Raw genomic sequence first — 21,318 nt, 5'->3', positions numbered from 1 at the left:
CAGCTTGGCCGCACTTCGCCGCATCATGCGCCTGGCGGCCCTGGGCGCCAGCCTGCTGCTCTGTCTGATCCCGCATCTGCTGTGGCGCGCGGCCGGCCGCCGTTCGCCCTGGCCGCCGCGCTTTCTGGCGCTGGCGGCACGTTCCGTCGGCGCCCGAGTGCGGATCGACGGCCATCCTTTTGAAGGCGACAGCTTCATCATCGCCAATCACGTCAGTTGGGTGGACATATTGGCGCTTGGGGGCGCGACCGGAGCAGCCTTCGTCGCGCATGACGGCATTGCGCGCTGGCCGGTCATCGGCTGGCTGGCCGCGCAGAACAACACGCTTTTCATCGCCCGCGACCGCCGCGGAGCGCTCTCTTCGCAGCTCGACGCCCTGCGGGCCGCCTTGGCCGGGCATCAACCCGTGGCGCTTTTTCCGGAAGGCACCACCAGCGACGGCGCCGGCGTCCTGCCGTTCAAGCCGTCCCTGCTCGCCGTCCTCCTGCCCCCTCCGCGATCGGTGCGAATCCAGCCCGTCCATATCGACTATGGCCCGGCGACCGCCGAAATCAGTTGGCACAGCGACGAACCGGCGGGCGCGAACGTGAAAAGATTGCTGGAACGCAAGGGCAGGCTGGACCTAAGGTTGCGCTTCCTGGAGCCGTTCGATCCGGCAATCTGCCCTGATCGCAAGGCTTTGGCCGCGATGAGCCGGGAAAGAATAGCCGCCAGCATCGCCGCCCACCTGCCGCCTTTTACTTGAGGCGCGCGCCTTGTATAGCTGGATCGCATGAATCGGTACGACGCCCAAAAGACTCCAGCGACATTCCACGTCAAATCCTTCGGCTGCCAGATGAACGTCTATGATGGCGAGCGCATGGCCGAAATGCTGGGCGAGCGCGGCATGACCGCCGCGGCCGACGGGGCCGAGGCGGATCTGGTCATCCTCAACACCTGCCACATCCGCGAAAAGGCGGTGGACAAGGTCTATTCCGACATCGGCCGCATGACCCGCGAGGACGGCAGCCGCCCGATGATCGCGGTCGCCGGCTGCGTCGCGCAGGCGGAGGGCGGCGAAATCCAGCGCCGCGCCCGCAATGTCGACATCGTCGTCGGACCGCAGGCCTATCACCGCCTGCCCGACCTGATCGACCGGGCGGGTCGGGGCGAGCAGGCCGTCGACACCGACATGCCGCTGGCTTCCAAGTTCGGCGCCCTGCCCTCGCGACCCCGGCAGGCGCGGCCCAGCGCCTTCCTGACGATCATGGAGGGCTGCGACAAATTCTGCACCTATTGCGTGGTGCCCTATACGCGCGGCGCGGAGATCAGCCGAAGCTGCTCCGCCATCCTGGACGAAGCGAAGGCGCTGGTCGACGGCGGCGTGGGGGAGATCACGCTGCTGGGCCAGAACGTCAACGCCTGGACCGGCGAGGACGACAAGGGCCGGATGCAGGGCATGGACGGCCTGGTCCGCGAACTGGCGAAGATCGACGCGCTCAAACGCATCCGCTACACCACCAGCCATCCCAACGACATGAGCGACGGGCTGATCGCCGCCCATGGCGACGAGGCCAAGCTGATGCCCTTCCTCCATTTGCCGGTGCAATCGGGCAACGACCGGGTGCTGAAGGCAATGAACCGCAGCCACAGCGCCGACAGCTATCTGCGCATCATCGAACGCGTGCGGGCGGCGCGGCCGGACATCGCGCTCTCCGGCGACTTCATCGTCGGCTTCCCCGGCGAGACCGACGCCGAGTTCGAGGATACGCTGAAGATCATGGAGCAGGTCCGCTACGCGCAATGCTACAGCTTCAAATACAGCCCGCGTCCCGGCACGCCCGCCGCCGACATGGACGGGCAGATCCCGGCGGAGGTCATGGACGAACGGCTTGCCCGGCTCCAGTCGCTGATCAACCGCCACCAGGCGGAATTCAACGCGGCCACCGTCGGCCGCCGCACGGACATCCTGCTGGAGCGCAAGGGCCGCCATCCCGGCCAGCTCATCGGCAAGACGCCCTGGCTCCAGTCCGTCCACGTCACCGCCCCGGAACTTTCCATCGGGGACATGGTAGAAGTCGATATCATCAGCGCCGGTCCGAACAGTCTGGCCGGCCAACCCAGCAGGAGGAAGGCCGCTTGAACCCAAACCCAGTCGTTCCCGTGGCAACGGGAACCCATCTCCGAACCTGTCCGCCAGGCTGGAAGAAGAGGAGATGGATACCCGATCACACGGGTAGGACGCATGGAAAGGGAGGCTGCTGAATGTCGAAGAAACCCCATCATAACCACCGCGCCGATGTCGCCGAACGCGCGCGGCTGGAAGTAACCTTTGACCGCCCGCACCTGCTGGGCGCGCTTTTCGGCCAATATGACCAGAATCTGGTGGCCATCGAAAACCGCCTGGGCGTCTATATCGCGGCGCGCGGCAACAAGCTGCAGATCGAGGGCGAGGCCGAAGCCGCCGCCAGGGCCCGCGACGTCATGACCGGCCTCTACAACCGCATCGTCGCAGGCCAGGAAATCGACGCCGGCGCAGTGGACGCGGTGATCGCCATGTCCGCCGAACCCACGCTGGACGGCATCATCCGCCATGACGTGGCCGAACCGCCCAAGGTCATGATCCGCACGCGCAAGAAAACCATCGTCCCGCGTTCCGCGACGCAGGTGACGTACATGGAAGCGCTGACCCGCAACGACATCATCTTCGCGCTTGGCCCGGCGGGCACCGGCAAGACCTATCTGGCCGTCGCGCAGGCGGTGAGCCAGCTCATCACCGGCAGCGTCGACCGCCTGATCCTCTCCCGCCCCGCCGTGGAAGCGGGCGAACGCCTCGGCTTCCTGCCGGGCGACATGAAGGAGAAGGTCGACCCCTATCTCCGCCCGATCTACGACGCGCTCTACGACACGCTGCCGGCCGAGCAGGTCGAACGCCGCATCGCATCGGGCGAGATAGAGATCGCTCCCCTCGCCTTCATGCGCGGCCGAACCCTGTCCAATGCCTTCATCGTGCTGGACGAGGCGCAGAACACCACCGTCGCCCAGATGAAGATGTTTCTGACCCGCTTCGGCGAGGGCAGCCGCATGGTCATTTGCGGCGACCCGCGGCAGGTCGATCTGCCGCAGCCTGGCATTTCCGGCCTGGCGGACGCCGTCGCGCGGCTGGAGGGGGTGGAAGGCATCTCCGTCGTGCCCTTCGGCATCGGCGATGTGGTGCGTCACCCGGTCGTGGGCCGCATCGTCCAGGCCTATGAAGGCCCGGATGCCTGAAATGCACGTCCGATACGAACGGAAACCGCTATAATGATCGAAGTCGCCGTCCTCCACGAACAGGGGTGGCCAGATACCGACTGGGAATTGCTGGCCCAGCGGGCCGTCGTCGCCGCGATCACGCACAGTCCCTATGCCGCGTTCGCCGCGGATGAAGCGTTGTACGAGGTCGCGGTCAAACTCACCACCGACGAGGAAGTCCACCAGCTCAACCGCGCCTATCGGGACAAGGACAAGCCGACCAACGTCCTGTCCTTCCCCATGGTGCAGTCCGACCTGCTGGAAACCACCGCCAACACCGACGATGGAGAGGTGCTGCTGGGCGACATCGTGCTGGCGGAGGGAGTCTGCGCCAGGGAAGCCGCCGAAAAGGGCGTCTCCGTTGCCGATCACGCCACGCACCTGATCGTCCATGGGACTTTTCATTTGCTGGGATATGATCATATGGAGGACGCGGAGGCGGAAGCGATGGAAGCGCTGGAGACGCAATCGCTGATCAGCCTCGGCATTTCCGATCCCTATGGGGATCGGTGACATATTGTGGCATCGCTTTTAGCGGAAGGCCGGCGCCTGCCCTTCCAGGGCATCAGGACAGGCTGCTCGACGCGATGCCCTGAACAGGGAAACAGGAAGTACGATGGCGGAAGGCAGTCCCAAGGACGGCAACGGTTCGAAGGAATCGGACAGTAGCAGCCACGAGGGCGGGTTATGGAACGGCCTCAAATCGCTGCTCTTTGGAGACGAGGAGAGCCACAGCCTCCGCCGAGAGCTGGAGGATGCGCTCGACGAATATGATGAGGAGGAGCAGGAGGAAGGCGCCAGCCCTCCCGCCAAGGGCGACCTGTCCGCCATCGAACGCCAGATGGTCCGCAACCTCCTGCATTTTTCCGAACATACGGTCGATGACGTGGCCGTTCCCCGCGCGGACATCATCGCCATAGAGGAAAATGCCAGTTTCGCCGATCTTGCCGCCTTGTTCGCGGAGGCGGGGCATAGCCGCATCCCCGTCTATCGCGAAAATCTAGACACCATCGTGGGCATGATCCACATCCGCGACGCCTTCGCCATATTGGCGGGAAAGGCGCCGGTTCCCGACAGGCTGGAGCCGCTGATCCGCCAGCCGCTCTATGTTCCCGAAAGCATGGGCGCGCTGGACCTGCTCGCGGAAATGCGCGCCAAGCGCACCCATCTCGCCATCGTGCTCGACGAATATTCGGGCACCGAAGGGCTGCTCACCTTCGAGGATCTGGTCGAGGAGATCGTCGGCGAGGTCGAGGACGAGCATGACGAGGAGCCGGAGGCGATGCTGGTTCCGCTGGATGGCGGCCTGTGGGAGGCCGACGCCCGCGCCGAACTGGAGGATGTCGCCAAGGAGATCGACGAAAAGCTGGCGGAGGTCGAGGAGGATGTCGACACGCTGGGCGGCCTGGCCTTCGTGATTGCGGGCCGCGTTCCCGAACCGGGCGAGATCGTCGAGCATGCGCAAAGCGGCTGGAAACTCGAAATCCTGGACAGCGACGGACGCCGCGTCAGCCGCCTGCGCCTGCACCCGCCCGCGGAACGGGAAATGGAGGAAGAGGGCTGATCCTGATTTGGCCCGGGGCCGAGCGGGCGGAGCCGCCAAATCGACCGGCGACCTCCACTTTCCAAAAACGCGCCCAATGCGCCTTCAACGGAAGGGCGCCGGCTCATCGCCCGGCGCGCCTGAATCCATCCGCCCGTCCACCCCTTCCTGCCGGCAGCCAGATGCCGCACAGCGCAAGCCATCCCAGCCCTTCGATCCATCCCGCCAGCACATCGCTCGGCCAATGCACGCCCAGCCAGACCCGGCTGATCCCGATCAGCGCGATCGCCAGCCCCATGCCGACATAGGCGGAGCGCCGCCCGGCCAGCATCGCCAAGGCCCCGAAGAAGATCATGTTTCCCGCCGCATGACCGCTCGGAAACCCATAGCTGCGCACAAGGTCGAGATGCGGCAGCAGATCGGGGCGAGGCGCGGCAAAGACCTGCTTGAGCGAGAGGTTGAGCAAAGTCCCGCCGACCGTCACCCACAGCAGCCAGAGGGCACGCCTGCGCGCAATGCCCCAAAGCGCGATGACGCAGGCCCCAAGCAGCGCGAAGCGGCCCGCCGTCCCTCCGACCGCCGACGCCAGTTGCATGATCCAGGTGACGGCGGTTCCAGCCCCGCTGTCCCGCGCCCGCCCGGCCATTCCCATCAGCCCGGCGTTCAGCCCGTCCAGCCATCCCTGCCGCTGGACCAGCGCAATCCCCAAAACGCAGAAAAGCGCGAGGACAAGGGCACCCGCGCCTTTCGCCACGGCTATGCGCCGATCAGATATGGAGCGCGCGCCCATAAGCCGCGAGCACGCTTTCATGCATCGATTCGGAGATGGTCGGATGCGGGAAGACGGTGTGCATCAGTTCCGCCTCGGTCGTTTCCAGCGTCTTGCCGATGGTATAGCCCTGGATCATCTCGGTCACTTCCGCGCCGATCATGTGCGCGCCCAGCAATTCGCCCGTCTTCGCGTCGAACACCGTCTTGGTGAAGCCTTCCGCTTCGCCCAGCGCGATGGCCTTGCCGTTGCCGATGAAGGGGAACATGCCGACCTTCACCTCATAGCCGGCTTCCTTCGCCTTGGCTTCGGTCAGGCCCACAGACGCGATCTGCGGATGGCAATAGGTGCAACCGGGAATATTGCGCGGGTCCATGGCATGGGGATGCTTGCCGGCAATGGCTTCGGCCGCGATCACGCCCTCATGGCTGGCCTTGTGCGCCAGCCATGGCGGCGCGGTGATGTCGCCGATGGCCCACAGGCCCTCGACATTGGTGCGGCACATTTCGTCGGTCTTCAGGAAACCGCGCTCGTCCATGGCGACGCCCAGCTCCTTGAGGCCGATATTCTCCGTATTGGGGACGATGCCGATGGCGACGATCATATGGCTGAATTCGGCGGCGCTTTCCTTGCCGGCCTTGTCCTTCAACTTGACCTTGATACCGTTGGCGCCGACCTGGATGTCGCTGACGCCGCCCCCGGTCAGGATGGTCATGCCCTGCTTCTTGAGCGCCTTTTCCAGGAACGCCGAAACATCGGCGTCCTCGACCGGCACGATGCGGTCCATCATCTCGACCACGGTGACGTCGGCGCCCATATCGTTATAGAAGCTGGCGAATTCGATGCCGATGGCGCCCGATCCGATGACCAGCAGCTTGCTCGGCATTTCGGGCGGCGTCATGGCGTGGCGGTAGGTCCAGACGCGCTTGCCGTCGGTCGGCGTGCCCGGCAGGTCGCGCGCCCGCGCCCCGGTGGCGATGATGATGTTCTTCGCCGTCAGTTCATCGGTCTTTCCGTCCTTGGTGACGCTGAGCCTGCCCTTCGCGACCAGCTTGCCCTCGCCCATATGGACGGCGATCTTGTTCTTCTTCATCAGGTGCGTGACGCCCTGATTAAGCTGCTTGGCAACGCCGCGCGAACGCTTCACCACCGCCGCGATGTCGGCGCTGATCTGGGTCGCGGCCAGGCCATAGTCCCCGGCATGCTGCATGTAATGATAGATTTCCGCCGAACGCAGCAACGCCTTGGTCGGGATGCAGCCCCAGTTGAGGCAGATGCCGCCCAGATTCTCCCGCTCGACGATGGCGGTCTTCAGGCCCAGTTGGGCGGCGCGGATTGCGGCCACATAGCCGCCGGGGCCGGAGCCCAGAACGATGACATCGTAATTCTCAGCCATGATCAAACTCGCTTTTATAGGATTTCGTCACGCCGCCGGCGCGGTGAAGGGCGGCACGGAACGGGGCTGGCGATCCTCTCCGATCGCCACGAAGGCGAAGGTCGCCTTGGTCACGCGATAGGATCTGTCGTCATGGCGGGTCCGCCGCCACGCCTCGACCTCTATCTTCATGGAGGTGCGGCCCACCGAAACCAGCTTGGCGAACACCGAAACCTCGTCGCCGACCACCACCGGGCGCAGGAAGGTCATGCCCTCGACGGCGATCGTCACCGCGCGGCCGTGGCTGTGGCGGGCGGCGACGGAACCGGCGGCCGAGTCCATCAGGCTCATCAGCCAGCCGCCGAAAATATCCCCATAGGGATTGGTGTCGGCGGGCATGGCGATGACGCGCACGGCGGGGCTGTCCACCGGCGGCTGCTCATCCACCCGGGCCATCAGGCGAGCATCCCGATCGGATTTTCGACCAGTTCCTTGAAGACCTGCATCAGGCGGGCGCCGTCCGCGCCGTCGATGGCGCGGTGGTCGAAACTGCCGGTGGCGGACATGACGGTCGCGATCTGGAGCGAGTCGTCGATGACGAAGGGCCGCTTTTCGCCAGCGCCGATGGCCAGGATCATGCCCTGGGGCGGGTTGATGACGGCCTCGAACTGCTTGATGCCGAACATGCCCATGTTGGAGAGCGAGGCGGTGCCGCCCTGATATTCCTCCGGATTTAGCTTGCCGTCCTTGGCGCGGGCGGCGAGATCCTTCATCGCGGTGGAGATGGCGGCGACGCCCTTGCTGTCCGCCTCCGTCACGATGGGGGTGATGAGGCCGCCGGGGATGGACACGGCCACCGAAATGTCCGCTCGCTGGAATTTCAGCATCTGGTCGCCAGCGAACTGGACGTTGCATTCCGGCACCTGGATCAGCGCCACGCCCAGCGCCTTGATCAGCAGGTCGTTGACCGACAGCTTGACGCCCCGCGAGGCCAGGCCCGCATTCAGTTCGCCACGCAGTTTCAGCAGCTTGTCGAGTTGCACGTCCACGGTCAGGTAGATGTGCGGCACCTGCTGCTTGGATTCGGTCAGACGGCGCGCGATGGTCTTGCGCATGCCGCTGAGCTTGATGACCTCGTGCGGGATGCCGAAATCCTGTGCGAGGGCAGGCGCGGCGGCGAGCGGAGCGGCAGGCGCGGCGGCCGGAACGGCAGTCTTGGCGACGGGCGCGGCGCCCTCCAGGTCCGCTTTCACGATGCGGCCATTGGGACCGGAGCCGGTGACGGCGGCAAGATCCAGCCCCTTGGCTTCAGCCAGACGGCGGGCGAGCGGGCTGGCCTTCACTCTGCCGTCCGTCGCCTTGGCCGGCGCGGGATCGGCCTTCGGCGCGGGCGCCGGCGCCTTGGCGGGAACCGGATCGGCCTGGGGCGCAGGGCCTGCTGCGGGGGCCGCTGCGCTGGGAGCGGCATTACCGGCGGCGGCTTGCGACAGATCCTCGCCCTCCTCCGCGATGATAGCGATGACGGTGCCCACCTTCACCCCCTCCGACCCTTCGGCCACCAGGATCTTGGCCACGGTGCCTTCGTCGACGGCTTCGAATTCCATCGTCGCCTTGTCGGTCTCGATCTCCGCCAGCAGATCGCCGGAGGAGACGGTGTCGCCCTCCTTCACCAGCCATTTCGCCAGCGTCCCTTCTTCCATCGTTGGAGAAAGGGCGGGCATCTGGATCGTTTTGCTCATGGGTGGAAGGCCTCTCATCTTATCGGGCGTGGGGGCAATGAGGTTCGTTTCGGCGCTTTGGCCGGAACGGTCAAGGCCAAGCCTTGCGCGCCCGCGCATAATCGGCCACATTTCACCACACTGGTTCACAGCGAACCATATGGGTTCAGCGCGGACTTGTGAGACCGAAGGCCAAATGGTCGTTACCCCTTAGGGATTCAGCGGATGCGGACATATCTGGTGGTCGTGGACGAATCGCCCGAGGCGGAGACGGCGCTCCGTTTCGCGGCGCGGCGCGCCGCCAAGACGGCGGGCGCAATCCGCATCCTGGCCCTCATCCCGCCCGCCGAGTTCGTCCAGTGGGGCGGCGTGCAGGCGACGATGGAGGATGAGGCGCTGCAACGCGCCGAAGCGCTGGTGACGAGCGCGGCGGGCACGTTGACCGACGAATCCGGCATCCGCCCCAGCATCACCGTGCGCCAGGGCGATCCGGTGGCGGTGGTGCGCCATACGCTGGAGGAGATGGACGACGTCGCGGCGCTGGTGCTGGGCGCGGCGGCCAGCGGGCATCCGGGGGTTCTGGTGTCACACTTCGCGGGCGCAGATGCGGGGAAGCTGCCCTGCCCGATCATGATCATTCCCGGCGGGTTGGACGCGGATGCGATCGATCGGTTGAGTTGAGATCGGGGTTAGCCGTCATTAAATCCTCCCTGCGCGAAGCGTGGGGAGGGGGACCGCCGCCGAAGGCGGTGGTGGAGGGGAAATTCGGAGGTCGCGCCCCATTCCCCTCCACCAGCTGCGGCTGGTCCCCCTCCCCATCTTTCGATGGGGAGGAATAGGATTACGCCGCCTGCGCTTATTTTTTGAGGCGATAGCCCGTCCGGAACATCCAGCCTATGATAGCCAGGCACAGGGCGAGCATGCCCGCGATGAAGAGCAGGCTGAATTCTATCCCCACGTCGCCGCGTCCGAAGAAGGTCCAGCGGAAGCCGGAGATCAGGTAGACGATGGGGTTGAACAGAGTGATCGTCCGCCAGGGTTCGGCCAGCATGTGGATCGAATAGAAGGCCCCGCCCAGGAAGGTCATCGGCATGACGATCAGCAGCGGGATCACCTGCAACTGTTCGAAACTCTGTGCCCAGATGCCCAGGATGAAGCCGAACAGGCAGAAGCTGATCGCGATCAGCAGCATGAACCCCATCATCGCCAGCGGATGGGCGACGGGCAGGTCCACGAACAGATGCGCGGTCAGGAAGATGATCGTGCCGACGATCAGCGACTTGGTGGCCGCCGCCCCGACATAGGCGATGATCGTTTCCGCAGCCGATACCGGCGCCGACAGCAGCTCATAGATGGTGCCGGTGAATTTGGGCATGTAGATGCCGAAGCTGGCGTTGAAGATGCTTTCGGTGAACATCGACATCATGATGAGGCCGGGCACGATGAAGGCGGCGTAGGGAATGCCGTCGATCTGCGTCATGCGCGAACCGATGGCGCCGCCGAACACCACGAAATAGAGCGAGGTGGTGATGACCGGCACCAGCAGGCCGGTCAGCAGCGTGCGGCGGAAGCGGTGCAGTTCGAACCTGTAGATCGACCAGATGGCGCGATAGTTAAAGCCGCTCATGCCGCCTTCTCCTGATGGACCAGGCTGACGAAGATGTCCTCCAGGCTGCTCTGCTGCGTATTGAGATCCTTGTAACCGATGCCGAGGTCGCCCAGCCTGCGCAGCAGCGACGATACGCCGGTCCGCTCCGCCTGGGTGTCGAACAGATATTCGATCTCATGGCCGTCGGCCTTCAGCGCGACCCGCCATTCGGCCAGTTCCGGCGGCACGGCGGCAAGCGGTTCGGCCAGCACGACGGTCAGCGACTTCTTGCCCAGCTTCTTCATGAGCGCGGTCTTTTCCTCGACCAGGATCAGTTCGCCCTTGTCGATGACGCCGACCCGGTCGGCCATCTCCTCCGCCTCCTCTATATAATGGGTGGTGAGGATGATGGTGACGCCGGTCTGGCGCAGTTCGCCGATCAGTTTCCACATGTCGCGGCGCAGTTCGACGTCGACCCCGGCGGTCGGTTCGTCCAGGAAGAGCACGCGCGGTTCGTGGGAGAGCGCCTTGGCGATCATCACGCGGCGCTTCATGCCGCCGGACAGTTCCAATATCTTGCTGTGGCGCTTGTCCCACAGCGACAGGTCGCGCAATATCTTCTCGATATAGGCGTCGTTGCGCGGCTTGCCGAACAGGCCACGGGAGAAGGTGACGGTGTCGATCACCCGCTCGAACGCATCGGTGTGCAGTTCCTGCGGCACCAGGCCGATGGCGGAGCGCGACCCGCGATAGTCGCGGACGATGTCATGCCCCGCCACGGTGACGCTGCCGCCGGTCGCCCTGACATTGCCGCAGATGATGGAGATCATGGTGGTCTTGCCCGCGCCGTTTGGGCCGAGCAGCGCGAAAATCTCGCCCTCCTCAATCTCCAGGTCGACGCCCTTGAGCGCCTGAAAACCCGAAGCATAGCTTTTGGTCAGGCCGGAAACGGTGATGATGGATGCCATGCGCGGCATTGCCCCCTTTTGCTGAAGCGCAAAGATAGGGCGCCGTCCGCGCCGCGCAACCGCCCTCCAGGCCGCGTGGACAAATTCAAGCCTCGCCGGACTGAGATTTGGATGGTTAGCGGACATCCCCCCTCCCGCAAGCGGGAGGGGAATGTCTTGGGATGGCCATTTCCAGGCATTTCCCGATTTGTCCCCGCGGCCTAGTCGCCTTTGCGGAAAAAGCGGAAGACGGTCGCTGGCGGGAAGTTTCGGACGGTCTGGCCGACGCGGACGACGTCCAGGTCCAGCGCATCCAATATCTCGCGGTTGACCGGCGGGCGCAGGGAATAGGTGAACTGGATGAACGCCCCGCCCGGCCGCAGCATGCGGAAGCTTTCGGACAAGATGTCGGCATGCATCTGGCGGTCCATGGCCAGCAGCGGCAGGCCGCTGATCACCGACTGATATTCGCCCGCTTCGCCCGCCGTCGCCGTGGAGACGATCTGCGCGGGGGTTTCGAGGACGGAAACATGGGGGAAATGCCGCCGCAGCCCGCGCGCGAAGGCGGGGTTGATCTCCACCACCTCCAGTTTTTCGGGGGGCAGGCCGGTGCCCAATATGGCGCGGGTGAAGACGCCCGTGCCGCCGCCCAGTTCGATAACCCGGCCATCGTCCGGCACGATATGTTCGACCATCAGGCGGGCGAGATAGCGGCTGCTGGGCACGACCGAGGCGGTCTGGCGCGGCTTCTTCACCCAGGCAGCCAGAAAGTCCAGATATTCGGTTGCCCGCGTGCGAAACTCGCTGTTGGGCAGGGCCATCGCCCGGCTGCACTTCGACTTATGCTGCATGAGCGAGATGCGACCATTTTGCTGTCATGGAGACTCCCTTAGCGGGCCGGATGGACGGCGTCGATGGGTTTTAGGAACGCTTTCCCGCCATTTGGCGAAGGGCGATCACGCTTTCAAGGTTTCGATACGTTCCTGCAACCATGTCGCCACCGCTGCGATGCGGGGCAGTTTCTTGAGGTCGCCATGGGTGACGAGCCAGAAGCTGCGCATGATCTCCACCCGGTCGGCCATTACCGGCGTCAGGGCGGGATCGCGCCCGGCGATGAAATCGGGCAGCACGCCGATGCCCGCCCCTTCCGCGATCATGCGATGCTGCATGTTGATGCTGGTCGCGCGCAGGCTGGCCTCCAGCCCCGCCTCCACCTCGTCCAGATAATCCAGTTCTGGCGAGAAGATGAATTCGGGCACATAGCCGACCAGCACATGGCCGCGCAGGTCGGCGGCGCTGCCGGGCGTGCCCGCCTGCGCCAGATAGGCGGGGGATGCGTAGAGGTGCAGGCGATAGTCGCCCATGCGCCGGACCGACAGCCGCCCCCGTTGCGGCCGGGCGAGCATGACCGCCATGTCCGCTTCCCGCTTGGACGGGTTGAGGAAGCCCGACGCGGTGATGAGGTCCAGCCGGATGCCGGGATGGCGGCGGCTGAAATCGGCCAGGCCCGGCGCCAGCACCCAGGTGCCGAAACCTTCGGCCACAGAGAGGCGCACCTGTCCGCTCAGATGATGTTCGCGGCCGGTCGCCTCCTCCATGGCGGCCAGGGCAGCGCTTTCGATGCTTTCGGCATGGTGGAGCAGCGCCTGGCCATGGGCGGTCAGGGTGCGCTCCCCTGCCCCCAGTTCGAACAGTTCGGGGCCGAGCGCGCGCTCCAGCCGGGCGAGGCGGCGGGCGATGGTGGTCGCGTCGATGCCCAGGGCGCGGGCGGCGGGAGCGATCTTGCGCGTGCGCGCCACCGCCAGAAAGACCCTGATATCGTCCCAATCGAACATCGCTCGCCGCGCCCCGTCTGCAAAATCGCTGCATCGCTATGCAGAACTGCGTTGTTGCAGGCAATTCCGCATTCTATCTAAGGGAAAGTTCAAAGCGCATGTCAGGAGAGTTTGTGGGCCAGTTCGATCTCACCGAGGACCAGTTGGCCATTCAGGAGATGGCGCGCCGGTTCACCGCCGATGCGATCACGCCCTTCGCGGCGGAGTGGGACGAAAAGCATATCTTTCCCCGCGAGACCATCCGCGCCGCGGCGGAACTGGGCTTCGGCAGCATCTATGTGTCGGAGGAAGCGGGCGGCATCGGGCTGGGGCGGCTGGAGGCCGCGCTGATCATGGAGGCGATGGCCTATGGCTGTCCGTCGACCAGCGCCTTCATCTCCATCCACAATATGGCCGCATGGATGATCGACCGGTTCGGTTCGCAGGCGGTGAAGGACAAATATCTCCCCTCCATGGTGCCGATGGAGCGGATCGGCAGCTATTGCCTGACGGAGGCGGGTTCGGGGTCCGACGCGGCGGCGCTGAAGACGCGGGCGGTGAAGGACGGCGATCATTATGTGGTCACCGGGTCCAAGCAGTTCATCTCCGGCGGCGGAGAGAATGAGATTTATGTCGTGATGGTCCGTACCGGGGACGAGGGTCCGAAGGGCATAAGCTGCCTGGTCATCGAGAAGGATATGGCGGGCGTCAGCTTCGGCGCGCAGGAGCGCAAGCTGGGCTGGCATTCGCAGCCGACCGCGCAGGTGAATTTCGACGGGGTGCGGGTGCCGGTCGAAAATCTGGTCGGGGGCGAAGGCGAGGGATTCCGCATCGCGATGATGGGGCTGGACGGCGGGCGGCTGAATATCGGGGCCTGCTCGCTGGGCGGGGCGCAGCGCTGCATCGACGAGGCGCTGAGCTACACCAGGGATCGCAAACAGTTCGGGCAGAGCATCGCCGATTTCCAGAATACGCAGTTCATGCTGGCGGACATGGAGACGGAATTGCAGGCGGCGCGGACGCTGCTCTATGCGGCGGCGGTCAAGGTGACGGAGAATGCGCCGGACAAGACGCGCTTTGCCGCCATGGCGAAGCGGCTGGCAACGGATACGGGATCTTCGGTGGTCGACCGGGCGCTGCAACTGCATGGCGGCTACGGCTATCTGATGGACTATCCGGTCGAGCGTTTCTGGCGCGACCTGCGTGTGCATTCGATCCTGGAAGGCACCAATCAGGTCATGCGGATGATCATCGCCCGCGACATGCTGCGGCAGTGAGCGGGGATTTTATGACTGATCAGGTGCTGATTTCACTCGACAATGGCGTGGGGCGGATAAGGCTGAACCGGCCCAAGGCGATCCATGCGCTGACCACCGAAATGTGCGACGCGATCATTGCGGCGCTGCTGGCCTGGCGGGAGGATGAGAGCGTCGTCGCGGTGATGCTGGACCATGCCGAGGGTCGCGGTTTTTGCGCGGGCGGCGACATCGCCATGATCGCGAACAGCGCCAGGGGGGATTGTTCGGAGGCGGAGCAGTTCTTCTTCACCGAATATCGGATGAACCATCTGCTGTTCGTCTATGAAAAGCCGATCGTGGCGTTCATCGACGGCATCGTCATGGGCGGGGGCGTGGGGATTTCCGATCCGGCGCGCTATCGCGTGGCGACGGAGCGGACGACCTATGCCATGCCGGAAACGGGCATCGGGCTGTTTCCCGACGTGGGCGGCGGCTGGTTCCTGCCCCGCTTGCCGGGGCGGACCGGGGCGTGGCTGGCGACGACGGGGGCGCGGATCAAGGGCGCGGATTGCGCGGCCATCGGCATCGCGACCCATTATATGGCTTCGGACAAGCTGGAGGCGGTGAAGGCGCGGATCGTCGCCGATCCTGACGGACTGGCCGAGATATTGGACGAGATGGCCGACGTGCCGCCGCCTTCGGCCTGGGAAGCGCATCGGGACGAGATCGACCGGCTGTTCGCTTCGGATCGGTTCGAGGATATTTTGGCGGCGCTGGAGGCTGAGGGGTCGGACTGGGCGCGGGAGCAGCTTGCCACCCTGACCACCAAGTCGCCGCAGACGATCAAGGTGGCGCTGCGACAGATGGTGGAGGGCGCCGCCTTCACCGATTTTGCCGACAATATGCGCAACGAATATCGCATCGGCCATCATGTCATTCGCCGTCCCGATTTCATCGAGGGCGTGCGGGCGGTGATCTTCGACAAGGATAATGCGCCGCGATGGAATCCGGCGCGGGCGGAGGATGTGACGGACGAACTGGTCGACAGCCTGTTCGCGCCCCTGCCCCCGGAAAAGGAATGGACGCCGCTGCCCGAATTGCGCGGCTGACAGGAAGAAGGAGTGCCTTGAGATGAGCCAGACCATCGCCTTTATCGGCCTGGGCAATATGGGCGGCGGCATGGCCGCCAATCTGTTGAAGAACGGCTTTGCCGTGCGGGCCTTCGACCTGTCGGAAGAGGCGCTGGCCAAGGCGGTCGAAGCGGGCGCGGTGCGTTGCGCCAGCGCGGCGGAGGCGGTGGCGGGCGCCGATGCGGTCGTCACCATGCTGCCTGCGGGCAAGCATGTGGAGAGCGTCTATCAGGGCGAGGTGTTCGGCGCGGCGAAGGCGGATGCGCTGTTCCTCGATTGCTCCACCATCGACGTCGCGACGGCGCGGCGGGTGGAGGAGGCCGCCGCCGCCAAGGGTTTCGAAATGGTCGACGCGCCGGTCTCCGGCGGCATCGCGGCGGCCAATGGCGGCACGCTGACCTTCATGGTCGGCGGCACGGAGCAGGCGTTCGGCCGGGCCAGGCCGATCCTGTCGGCCATGGGCAAGGCGGTGATCCATGCGGGCGGCGCGGGCAATGGGCAGGCGGCAAAGATCTGCAACAACATGCTGCTGGGCGCGACGATGGTGGCGACCTGCGAGACCTTCGCCATGGCGAAGAAGCTGGGGCTCGATCCGCAGACTTTCTACGACATTTCCAGCGTGTCGTCGGGGCAGAGCTGGTCGATGACCAGCTATTGCCCGGTGCCGGGCGTGGGGCCGCAAAGCCCGTCGGACAATGGCTATCAGGGCGGTTTCGCCGTGGGGCTGATGCTGAAGGATCTGAAGCTGGCGAGCGAAGCGGCGGCTTCGGTCGGGGCGAGCGTGCCGATGGGGAATGCGGCGGAGTCGCTTTATCAAATGCTCGCCAATCGGGGCGAGGCTGGGCGGGATTTTTCGCTGATGATCGAGATGTTGGAGGGGAAGTGAGGCTTCGTCTTCCAGTGGCTTTACGGAGGGGTAGAATACAAGCCTATCCTATTCCTCCCCATCGATAGATGGGGAGGGGGACCAGCCGAAGGCTGGTGGAGGGGAAATGGCACGACCTCCGAAATTCCCCTCCACCATTCGCTTCGCGAACGTCGAAGAGAGTCGCGCGCCTCTCTTCGACCCTCCCCACGCTTCGCGTAGGGAGGATTTAGTGTTCGCTATTATCGCGCCAAATGCTTTTCAGCGGCCCTTCCACACACCGGCACGCTTTTCGACGAAGGCTTCCATGCCTTCCTTCTTGTCTTCGGTCGCGGTCAGGATCTGGAACAGGCGGCGTTCGGTCAATATGCCCTGAGCAAGGCCTGTCTCGAACGCCAGATTGACCATTTCCTTGTTCACCATCGCGGCCATGGGCGGCATTCCGGCAATGGTCGCGGCGGTCTTGAGCGCGTCTTCCAGCAGGTCCGCCGCCGGGACGATCCGCGCCACCAGGCCGGCGCTTTCCGCTTCCTGCGCGCCCATCATGCGGCCGGTCAGGCACATTTCCATCGCCTTCGCCTTGCCGACGGCGCGGGTCAGGCGTTGCGATCCGCCCATGCCCGGCGCCACGCCCAGCTTGATTTCGGGCTGGCCGAATTTCGCGGTGTCGGCCGCCAGGATGAAGTCCGCCATCATCGCCAGTTCGCACCCGCCGCCCAGCGCGAAACCGGCGACCGCCGCGATCCACGGCTTGCGGGTGGCGACGACCTTGCTCTGCCAGCCGGAGAAGAAATCCTCCAGGAAGAAATCCGCCGCCTCCTTTTCCACCATCTCCTTGATGTCCGCGCCTGCCGCGAACGCCTTTTCACTGCCGGTCAGGACTAGGCAGCGCTGCGACGGATCGGCATCATAGGCCGCGAAGGCCGCGCCCAGATCCTTCAGCACCTGGCTGTTCAGCGCATTCAGCGCCTGCGGACGGTTGAGCGTAACCAGCGTCACCGCATCGCGCTGTTCCACCAGGAGGGTTTCATATGCCATTGCCGTCTCCCTTCATTGATCCGTGGCGATCCGCTCTATGCAGCGCGGCGGCCCTTGACCAGCCCTTGGGAGCCGCATCTTCGCAGCCGCTATCGGCACAGATGCATGAAGTCCCGGTCATAGCTGCGCAGATGCGCGCCGCCGTCAATATAGAGGATCTGCCCGGTCACGGCACCGGCGCCCGCCAGATAAAGCACGGCTTCGACGATCTGCTCAGCCTGCGGCAGACGCGCCAGCGGCATCATCGCGGCCAGCCGTTCCATCTGGCCGTCGTCATAGTCGGGCGTCGCGATGGTGAGGCCGGGCGCGACCGCATTGACCCTGATCTGCGGCGCCAAGGTGGAGGCGGACAGCCGCGTCAGCCCCGCCAGCGCCATTTTGGAGAGCGTATAGGCCAGTTGGTCGCCATGGGGATGGTCGATCCGCTGGTCCAATATGTTGACGATGCACCGATCCCCCGTGCCGGCCGGAATGGTGGCGAACGCCTTGGTCAGCAGCGTTGGCGCGGCGCAATTGACGGCATAATGGCGCATCAGGTCGTCGGCGCCGACGCTGTCAAGCCGATCCTGACCGAAGATCGCCGCGCTGTTGACGAGGACATCGGGCGGCCGGCCGAAGCGTTCCGCCACCAGCGCCACCAGTTCCTCCGCCCCTTCGGGATCGCTGAAATCGACGGTGAAGCCCTCCCATTCGGTCGCATTCTCCTCCAGCGCCAGCGCCAGATGGGAATCGAGCCGGGTATCGTGGCTGCCATGGATCGCCAGCGAATAGCCGGCCCGTGCAAAGGCGGCGGCGATGATGCCGCCCAGCCGCCGATGGCCGCCCGTCACCAGCGCCAGCCGCTTTTGCGCCAGCGGACGCGCGCCCGCCTGCTCCTCGCGCTTCCGGGGGCCTCCAAGCGGCCGATAGGCGGGGACTTCCTCTTCGTTCACGATGCTATCAGCTTCAGCACTTCTTCGCGGCTCTTTTCATCGTCGCGGAAGACGCCGAGCATGCGGCTGGTCTTCATGACGACATTGGGCGTGCGCACGCCGCGCCCGGTCATGCAGCCATGGGTCGCCTCCACCACGACGGCGACGCCCTGGGGCCTCAGATGTTCCCAGATGCAATTGGCGACCTCCGAAGTCAGCCGTTCCTGCACCTGGAGCCGATGGGCGAAGGCATGCAGCACGCGAGCCAGCTTCGATATGCCGACGACATATTGGCCGGGCAGATAGGCGATATGCACCACGCCCACAATGGGCGCCATATGATGTTCGCAATGCGACTGGAACGGAATGTCCTTCAGCAGCACGATGTCGTCATAGCCGCCGACTTCGTGAAAGATGCGCGAAAGATGATAGGCCGGATCGTCGTCATAGCCGCGGCAATATTCCTTCCACGCCCGCGCCACGCGTTCGGGCGTTTCGACCAGCCCTTCCCGTTCCGGATCGTCGCCCGACCAGCGGATCAGCGTCCGGATCGCTTCGGCCACGTCCGCCGGAACAGGAATCTTGATCGACTCGCCCGCTGTTTCGGCATCGGGATCATATTCCATGGACGTCACCACTCCTTTGTTGCTTCCGGGCATATGGCGTCAGATCGGCCGGAACGCCAGCCCCTTCGCCCCGCTGGACAGAACATGCCGGCGGTGGCACATGCGGAGGAAACCGGATCAACCGGGTCGCCTCAAATCATCATAGCGGAACCATGCGGACCGAACAGATCGCCGCCGTACTCCTTGCAGCGGGCACTTCCTCTCGTTTCGGCGAGGAGGACAAGCTGATGGCCGAATGGCGGGGCAAGCCCGTCGCGGTCCATGCGCTGGAAACCATCGCCTCCATGATCTTCGCGGAGCTGGTGGCGGTGGTGCGTCCCATTGGCCAGGCGCCGGTGCTGCATCGCCGGCTGGAGCGGCGCGGCTATTCGATCCTGGTCAACGACCGCCCGGAGGACGGCATATCGGGCAGCATCATCCGCGCCGTCGAACATGTCATGCCGATGCGGAAATGCCGCGGCATATTGATCTGCCTGGCTGACATGCCGGACGTGCCGCAGACACATTACAACCGCATATGCCTGGCGGCGGAGGACATCCGTTCCGTCGTGGCCAGCACCGACGGCTTTTCCGCATCGCCCCCCGCCTTCATCGGACGGAAGCATTTTCCCGAGCTTCTGGCGCTGCGCGGGGACCAGGGAGCGCGGGCGCTGCTCAGCCATGGCGTGCAGATCGAAACCATGGGCGCCAGCCTGCGCGACATCGACACGCCCGACGATCTGGCGGAACGGCGGCCGGAATAGCCGATCAGCTCGACCGGGTGGGATCGGTCATGGGATCGCCCATTTCCCGCGGATCGGCCGAACGGCTCAGCGGCAGCGAACCCGTCTGACGCTCCAGCATGCGATGGACGACGGGCGGATCGGGGCCGCCGTGCAAAGCGTGGATCGCCTTGCTGTTCGCCATGTCGGCAACGGTCCGCCGGCTGTTGTGGCGGACATAGTCGAGCCAGGTCGACACATGATAGCGCTCCACCCACAGCTCCGGATCGCTGAGGTCGCGCAGCAGCGACCAGCCCTGGGCGCCGTCGCGGCGGCGGATGCGGCGGCGTTCGCTCATCGCCGCGAGGAAGGGGACGACCGATCCGGGGGCTATGCGATATTCGATGGTGACGACCACGGGGCCGCTGCGAGGCTCGATCGGCACGGTCGTCTGCGGTTCCCGCCACAGATTTTGAAGATCGAGATTCTGTTCCCCCGTCTGCACCAGCGGACGCACATAGCCGATCAGCGCCGAAGCGAACTGGACGGCCGCCGCGCCATAGAGGGCGACCAGGACGCCATGATCCTCCGCCAGGGTGCCGAACAGCCATGCGCCCCCCGCCATGCCGCCGAAGGCGACCATCTGGTACAGGGCGACGGCCCGGGCCACGACCCAGCGGGGCGCGGACATCTGGACCGACACGTTGAAGGTGGAAAGCGCGATCACCCAGCCCGCGCCGGCCAGCAGCAGCCCGGCCAACGCCACGATCAGCCAGTCGCTGACCGCCATCAGCACCGTCCCGGCCGCAAGCGCCAGGGCGGCCGAGCGCACGATGGCCTCCACCGCGAAACGGCGGCGCAACTGCCCCGTCGACAGCGCCCCCAGCACCGCGCCGATGCCGAAGGCGCCGCTGAGCGCGCCGAAGGTCAACGCGCCCCCGCCCAGCAGGTCGCGCGCCACCAGCGGCATCATCGCCGAAACGGCGCTCGCCCCGATGCCGAACGCCGCGCTTCGCAACAGCACGACCTGGATGTGCGGCGACATCGCGACATAGCGGACACCCGCGCGCATCGCGTGGCCGATGCGTTCGCGCGGGAGCAACTGGGGCGGCAGTTCCGGACGCCAGCGGGCGAGCACCGCGACCAGGCCCACATAGCTGACGGCGTTGACCAGGAAGGCCGCCGCCGCGCCGGCCGCCGCGACGATGACGCCGCCCAGCGCCGGGCCAATGCTGCGCGCCATGTTGAAGCCCATGGAATTGAGCGAGACGGCATGGGGCAAGGCCGCCCTGGGCACCATATCCCCCACCGCCGCCTGCCAGGCCGGACCGTTGATCGCGGTGGCGCATCCCACCAGGAAGGTGAAGCCCAGCAAGGCCCAGGGCGTCACCCACCCCATCCAGGCGAACAGCGCCAGCAGGGCGGAAACGACGAGCATGAACAATTGGCAGGCCAGCATCACCAATCGCCGGTCGCTATTGTCCGCCACCGCGCCTGCCCAGAGCGACAGCAGCATGATCGGCAGGGTCGTCGCCGCCGGAACCAGCGCGATCATCTGGGGCGAGGCGGAAAGCGAGGTCATCATCCACTGTGCGCCCACGGACTGGATCAGCCCGCCGAAATTGGAGGCGAGGCTGGCCCACCAGATCGCGCGGAAGATCGGGATCGACAGGGGCGACGGCGCTTCGGTGGGGTCCGACTCAGACACGCTCCCCATCAAGCGGAATAAGGCGGTCGGGTCAAATCCGCGAATCATGGAAGGACGGGAATCGTCCGGGAAGCCAG

The 21,318-nt window shown here is 65.3% G+C and carries 22 protein-coding genes; 10 read left to right on the top strand and 12 right to left on the bottom strand.

From position 1 onward, the window contains the following. The first annotated feature begins 4 nt into the window (after positions 1-4). From SIDU_RS05205 to SIDU_RS05185, 5 genes are all read left to right on the top strand, one after another. Positions 5-745, top strand: a complete 741-nt coding sequence (locus SIDU_RS05205; protein ID WP_007685021.1) for a lysophospholipid acyltransferase family protein — start codon at positions 5-7, stop codon at positions 743-745. Between the two features lie 27 nt (positions 746-772). Further along, positions 773-2,122: a tRNA (N6-isopentenyl adenosine(37)-C2)-methylthiotransferase MiaB gene (gene miaB / locus SIDU_RS05200; RefSeq protein WP_007685019.1), complete on the top strand. Its 1,350-nt coding sequence runs from the start codon at positions 773-775 to the stop codon at positions 2,120-2,122. Positions 2,123-2,244: 122 nt separating this feature from the next. Next, complete coding sequence (locus SIDU_RS05195) at positions 2,245-3,249, top strand: PhoH family protein (protein ID WP_007685017.1); 1,005 nt, start codon at positions 2,245-2,247, stop codon at positions 3,247-3,249. A gap of 33 nt (positions 3,250-3,282) precedes the next feature. Further along, complete coding sequence (gene ybeY / locus SIDU_RS05190) at positions 3,283-3,783, top strand: rRNA maturation RNase YbeY (protein WP_007685015.1); 501 nt, start codon at positions 3,283-3,285, stop codon at positions 3,781-3,783. Between the two features lie 103 nt (positions 3,784-3,886). Then, on the top strand, positions 3,887-4,834 hold the full coding sequence (locus tag SIDU_RS05185) for a hemolysin family protein (RefSeq protein WP_007685013.1): 948 nt from the start codon (positions 3,887-3,889) through the stop codon (positions 4,832-4,834). Between the two features lie 103 nt (positions 4,835-4,937). On the opposite strand, the gene SIDU_RS05180 is transcribed toward SIDU_RS05185, so the two are convergent. The 4 genes from SIDU_RS05180 to SIDU_RS05165 are packed head-to-tail and all read right to left on the bottom strand — an operon-like array spanning position 4,938 to position 8,696. Beyond that, a complete protein-coding gene (locus SIDU_RS05180) occupies positions 4,938-5,603 on the bottom strand; it encodes a phosphatase PAP2 family protein (protein WP_007685011.1) in 666 nt (221 codons plus the stop codon). Next, entirely contained in the window at positions 5,581-6,978 is a 1,398-nt protein-coding gene (lpdA, locus tag SIDU_RS05175; protein WP_007685009.1) for a dihydrolipoyl dehydrogenase, read from the bottom strand. Before lpdA ends, SIDU_RS05180 begins: the two co-directional genes overlap by 23 nt. A 27-nt stretch (positions 6,979-7,005) precedes the next feature. Continuing rightward, the gene (locus SIDU_RS05170; RefSeq protein WP_007685008.1) at positions 7,006-7,413 is read right to left on the bottom strand and encodes an acyl-CoA thioesterase; all 408 of its coding nucleotides are present in this window, start codon (positions 7,411-7,413) and stop codon (positions 7,006-7,008) included. Continuing rightward, entirely contained in the window at positions 7,413-8,696 is a 1,284-nt protein-coding gene (locus SIDU_RS05165; RefSeq protein ID WP_007685006.1) for a pyruvate dehydrogenase complex dihydrolipoamide acetyltransferase, read from the bottom strand. The genes SIDU_RS05170 and SIDU_RS05165 overlap by 1 nt, the downstream gene beginning before the upstream one ends. Positions 8,697-8,900: 204 nt before the next feature. Here SIDU_RS05165 and SIDU_RS05160 point away from each other — a divergent pair, with 204 nt between their 5' ends. Continuing rightward, positions 8,901-9,356 carry a universal stress protein gene (locus SIDU_RS05160; RefSeq protein WP_007685004.1) on the top strand — a complete coding sequence of 152 codons (456 nt, stop codon included), beginning with the start codon at positions 8,901-8,903 and terminating at the stop codon, positions 9,354-9,356. Positions 9,357-9,531: 175 nt separating this feature from the next. Here SIDU_RS05160 and SIDU_RS05155 read toward each other — a convergent pair whose 3' ends face one another. The 4 genes from SIDU_RS05155 to SIDU_RS05140 all read right to left on the bottom strand — a co-directional run bounded on the left by SIDU_RS05155 (position 9,532) and on the right by SIDU_RS05140 (position 13,045). Continuing rightward, the gene (locus SIDU_RS05155; protein ID WP_007685002.1) at positions 9,532-10,302 is read right to left on the bottom strand and encodes an ABC transporter permease; all 771 of its coding nucleotides are present in this window, start codon (positions 10,300-10,302) and stop codon (positions 9,532-9,534) included. After that, complete coding sequence (locus tag SIDU_RS05150) at positions 10,299-11,231, bottom strand: ABC transporter ATP-binding protein (protein ID WP_007685000.1); 933 nt, start codon at positions 11,229-11,231, stop codon at positions 10,299-10,301. Before SIDU_RS05150 ends, SIDU_RS05155 begins: the two co-directional genes overlap by 4 nt. Before the next feature lie 200 nt (positions 11,232-11,431). Then, positions 11,432-12,061 (bottom strand): class I SAM-dependent methyltransferase, encoded by a 630-nt coding sequence (locus SIDU_RS05145; RefSeq protein ID WP_007684998.1) that lies wholly within the window; start codon positions 12,059-12,061, stop codon positions 11,432-11,434. A 105-nt stretch (positions 12,062-12,166) separates the two neighbouring features. Next, a complete protein-coding gene (locus SIDU_RS05140; protein WP_007684995.1) occupies positions 12,167-13,045 on the bottom strand; it encodes a LysR family transcriptional regulator in 879 nt (292 codons plus the stop codon). Positions 13,046-13,143: 98 nt separating this feature from the next. On the opposite strand from SIDU_RS05140, the gene SIDU_RS05135 reads away from it, so the two are divergent. The 3 genes from SIDU_RS05135 to mmsB are packed head-to-tail and all read left to right on the top strand — an operon-like array spanning position 13,144 to position 16,278. After that, positions 13,144-14,301, top strand: a complete 1,158-nt coding sequence (locus tag SIDU_RS05135) for an acyl-CoA dehydrogenase family protein (RefSeq protein WP_037511930.1) — start codon at positions 13,144-13,146, stop codon at positions 14,299-14,301. 11 nt (positions 14,302-14,312) lie between these two features. Beyond that, on the top strand, positions 14,313-15,371 hold the full coding sequence (locus tag SIDU_RS05130; RefSeq protein WP_007684990.1) for an enoyl-CoA hydratase/isomerase family protein: 1,059 nt from the start codon (positions 14,313-14,315) through the stop codon (positions 15,369-15,371). Between the two features lie 22 nt (positions 15,372-15,393). Further along, the gene (mmsB, locus tag SIDU_RS05125; RefSeq protein WP_007684988.1) at positions 15,394-16,278 is read left to right on the top strand and encodes a 3-hydroxyisobutyrate dehydrogenase; all 885 of its coding nucleotides are present in this window, start codon (positions 15,394-15,396) and stop codon (positions 16,276-16,278) included. Positions 16,279-16,518: 240 nt separating this feature from the next. On the opposite strand, the gene SIDU_RS05120 is transcribed toward mmsB, so the two are convergent. From SIDU_RS05120 to folE, 3 genes are all read right to left on the bottom strand, one after another. Continuing rightward, positions 16,519-17,295: an enoyl-CoA hydratase-related protein gene (locus tag SIDU_RS05120; protein ID WP_007684986.1), complete on the bottom strand. Its 777-nt coding sequence runs from the start codon at positions 17,293-17,295 to the stop codon at positions 16,519-16,521. 89 nt (positions 17,296-17,384) lie between these two features. Beyond that, complete coding sequence (locus tag SIDU_RS05115) at positions 17,385-18,227, bottom strand: SDR family oxidoreductase (protein ID WP_007684984.1); 843 nt, start codon at positions 18,225-18,227, stop codon at positions 17,385-17,387. Then, positions 18,224-18,832: a GTP cyclohydrolase I FolE gene (folE, locus tag SIDU_RS05110; protein ID WP_007684982.1), complete on the bottom strand. Its 609-nt coding sequence runs from the start codon at positions 18,830-18,832 to the stop codon at positions 18,224-18,226. Before folE ends, SIDU_RS05115 begins: the two co-directional genes overlap by 4 nt. A 152-nt stretch (positions 18,833-18,984) precedes the next feature. On the opposite strand from folE, the gene SIDU_RS05105 reads away from it, so the two are divergent. Continuing rightward, positions 18,985-19,575, top strand: a complete 591-nt coding sequence (locus SIDU_RS05105; protein WP_007684980.1) for a nucleotidyltransferase family protein — start codon at positions 18,985-18,987, stop codon at positions 19,573-19,575. A 4-nt stretch (positions 19,576-19,579) separates the two neighbouring features. Here SIDU_RS05105 and SIDU_RS05100 read toward each other — a convergent pair whose 3' ends face one another. Further along, the gene (locus tag SIDU_RS05100; RefSeq protein ID WP_025771949.1) at positions 19,580-21,250 is read right to left on the bottom strand and encodes an MFS transporter; all 1,671 of its coding nucleotides are present in this window, start codon (positions 21,248-21,250) and stop codon (positions 19,580-19,582) included. Positions 21,251-21,318: the final 68 nt, after the last annotated feature.

This window comes from Sphingobium indicum B90A, assembly GCF_000264945.2.
Classification (GTDB): Bacteria; Pseudomonadota; Alphaproteobacteria; order Sphingomonadales; family Sphingomonadaceae; genus Sphingobium; species Sphingobium indicum.
This window is presented reverse-complemented; position numbering and strand designations above follow the sequence as displayed.

Coding starts and splice junctions, on each gene's coding strand:
- SIDU_RS05185 (WP_007685013.1), top strand. CDS start 3,887: ATGGCGGAAGGCAGTCCCAAGGACGGCAACGGTTCGAAGGAATCGGAC.
- SIDU_RS05180 (WP_007685011.1), bottom strand. CDS start 5,603: ATGGGCGCGCGCTCCATATCTGATCGGCGCATAGCCGTGGCGAAAGGC.
- SIDU_RS05135 (WP_037511930.1), top strand. CDS start 13,144: ATGTCAGGAGAGTTTGTGGGCCAGTTCGATCTCACCGAGGACCAGTTG.
- SIDU_RS05145 (WP_007684998.1), bottom strand. CDS start 12,061: ATGCAGCATAAGTCGAAGTGCAGCCGGGCGATGGCCCTGCCCAACAGC.
- SIDU_RS05165 (WP_007685006.1), bottom strand. CDS start 8,696: ATGAGCAAAACGATCCAGATGCCCGCCCTTTCTCCAACGATGGAAGAA.
- miaB (WP_007685019.1), top strand. CDS start 773: ATGAATCGGTACGACGCCCAAAAGACTCCAGCGACATTCCACGTCAAA.
- ybeY (WP_007685015.1), top strand. CDS start 3,283: ATGATCGAAGTCGCCGTCCTCCACGAACAGGGGTGGCCAGATACCGAC.
- SIDU_RS05120 (WP_007684986.1), bottom strand. CDS start 17,295: ATGGCATATGAAACCCTCCTGGTGGAACAGCGCGATGCGGTGACGCTG.
- SIDU_RS05140 (WP_007684995.1), bottom strand. CDS start 13,045: ATGTTCGATTGGGACGATATCAGGGTCTTTCTGGCGGTGGCGCGCACG.
- SIDU_RS05100 (WP_025771949.1), bottom strand. CDS start 21,250: ATGGGGAGCGTGTCTGAGTCGGACCCCACCGAAGCGCCGTCGCCCCTG.
- SIDU_RS05105 (WP_007684980.1), top strand. CDS start 18,985: ATGCGGACCGAACAGATCGCCGCCGTACTCCTTGCAGCGGGCACTTCC.
- SIDU_RS05130 (WP_007684990.1), top strand. CDS start 14,313: ATGACTGATCAGGTGCTGATTTCACTCGACAATGGCGTGGGGCGGATA.
- SIDU_RS05150 (WP_007685000.1), bottom strand. CDS start 11,231: ATGGCATCCATCATCACCGTTTCCGGCCTGACCAAAAGCTATGCTTCG.
- lpdA (WP_007685009.1), bottom strand. CDS start 6,978: ATGGCTGAGAATTACGATGTCATCGTTCTGGGCTCCGGCCCCGGCGGC.
- folE (WP_007684982.1), bottom strand. CDS start 18,832: ATGGAATATGATCCCGATGCCGAAACAGCGGGCGAGTCGATCAAGATT.
- SIDU_RS05155 (WP_007685002.1), bottom strand. CDS start 10,302: ATGAGCGGCTTTAACTATCGCGCCATCTGGTCGATCTACAGGTTCGAA.
- SIDU_RS05160 (WP_007685004.1), top strand. CDS start 8,901: ATGCGGACATATCTGGTGGTCGTGGACGAATCGCCCGAGGCGGAGACG.
- mmsB (WP_007684988.1), top strand. CDS start 15,394: ATGAGCCAGACCATCGCCTTTATCGGCCTGGGCAATATGGGCGGCGGC.
- SIDU_RS05170 (WP_007685008.1), bottom strand. CDS start 7,413: ATGGCCCGGGTGGATGAGCAGCCGCCGGTGGACAGCCCCGCCGTGCGC.
- SIDU_RS05195 (WP_007685017.1), top strand. CDS start 2,245: ATGTCGAAGAAACCCCATCATAACCACCGCGCCGATGTCGCCGAACGC.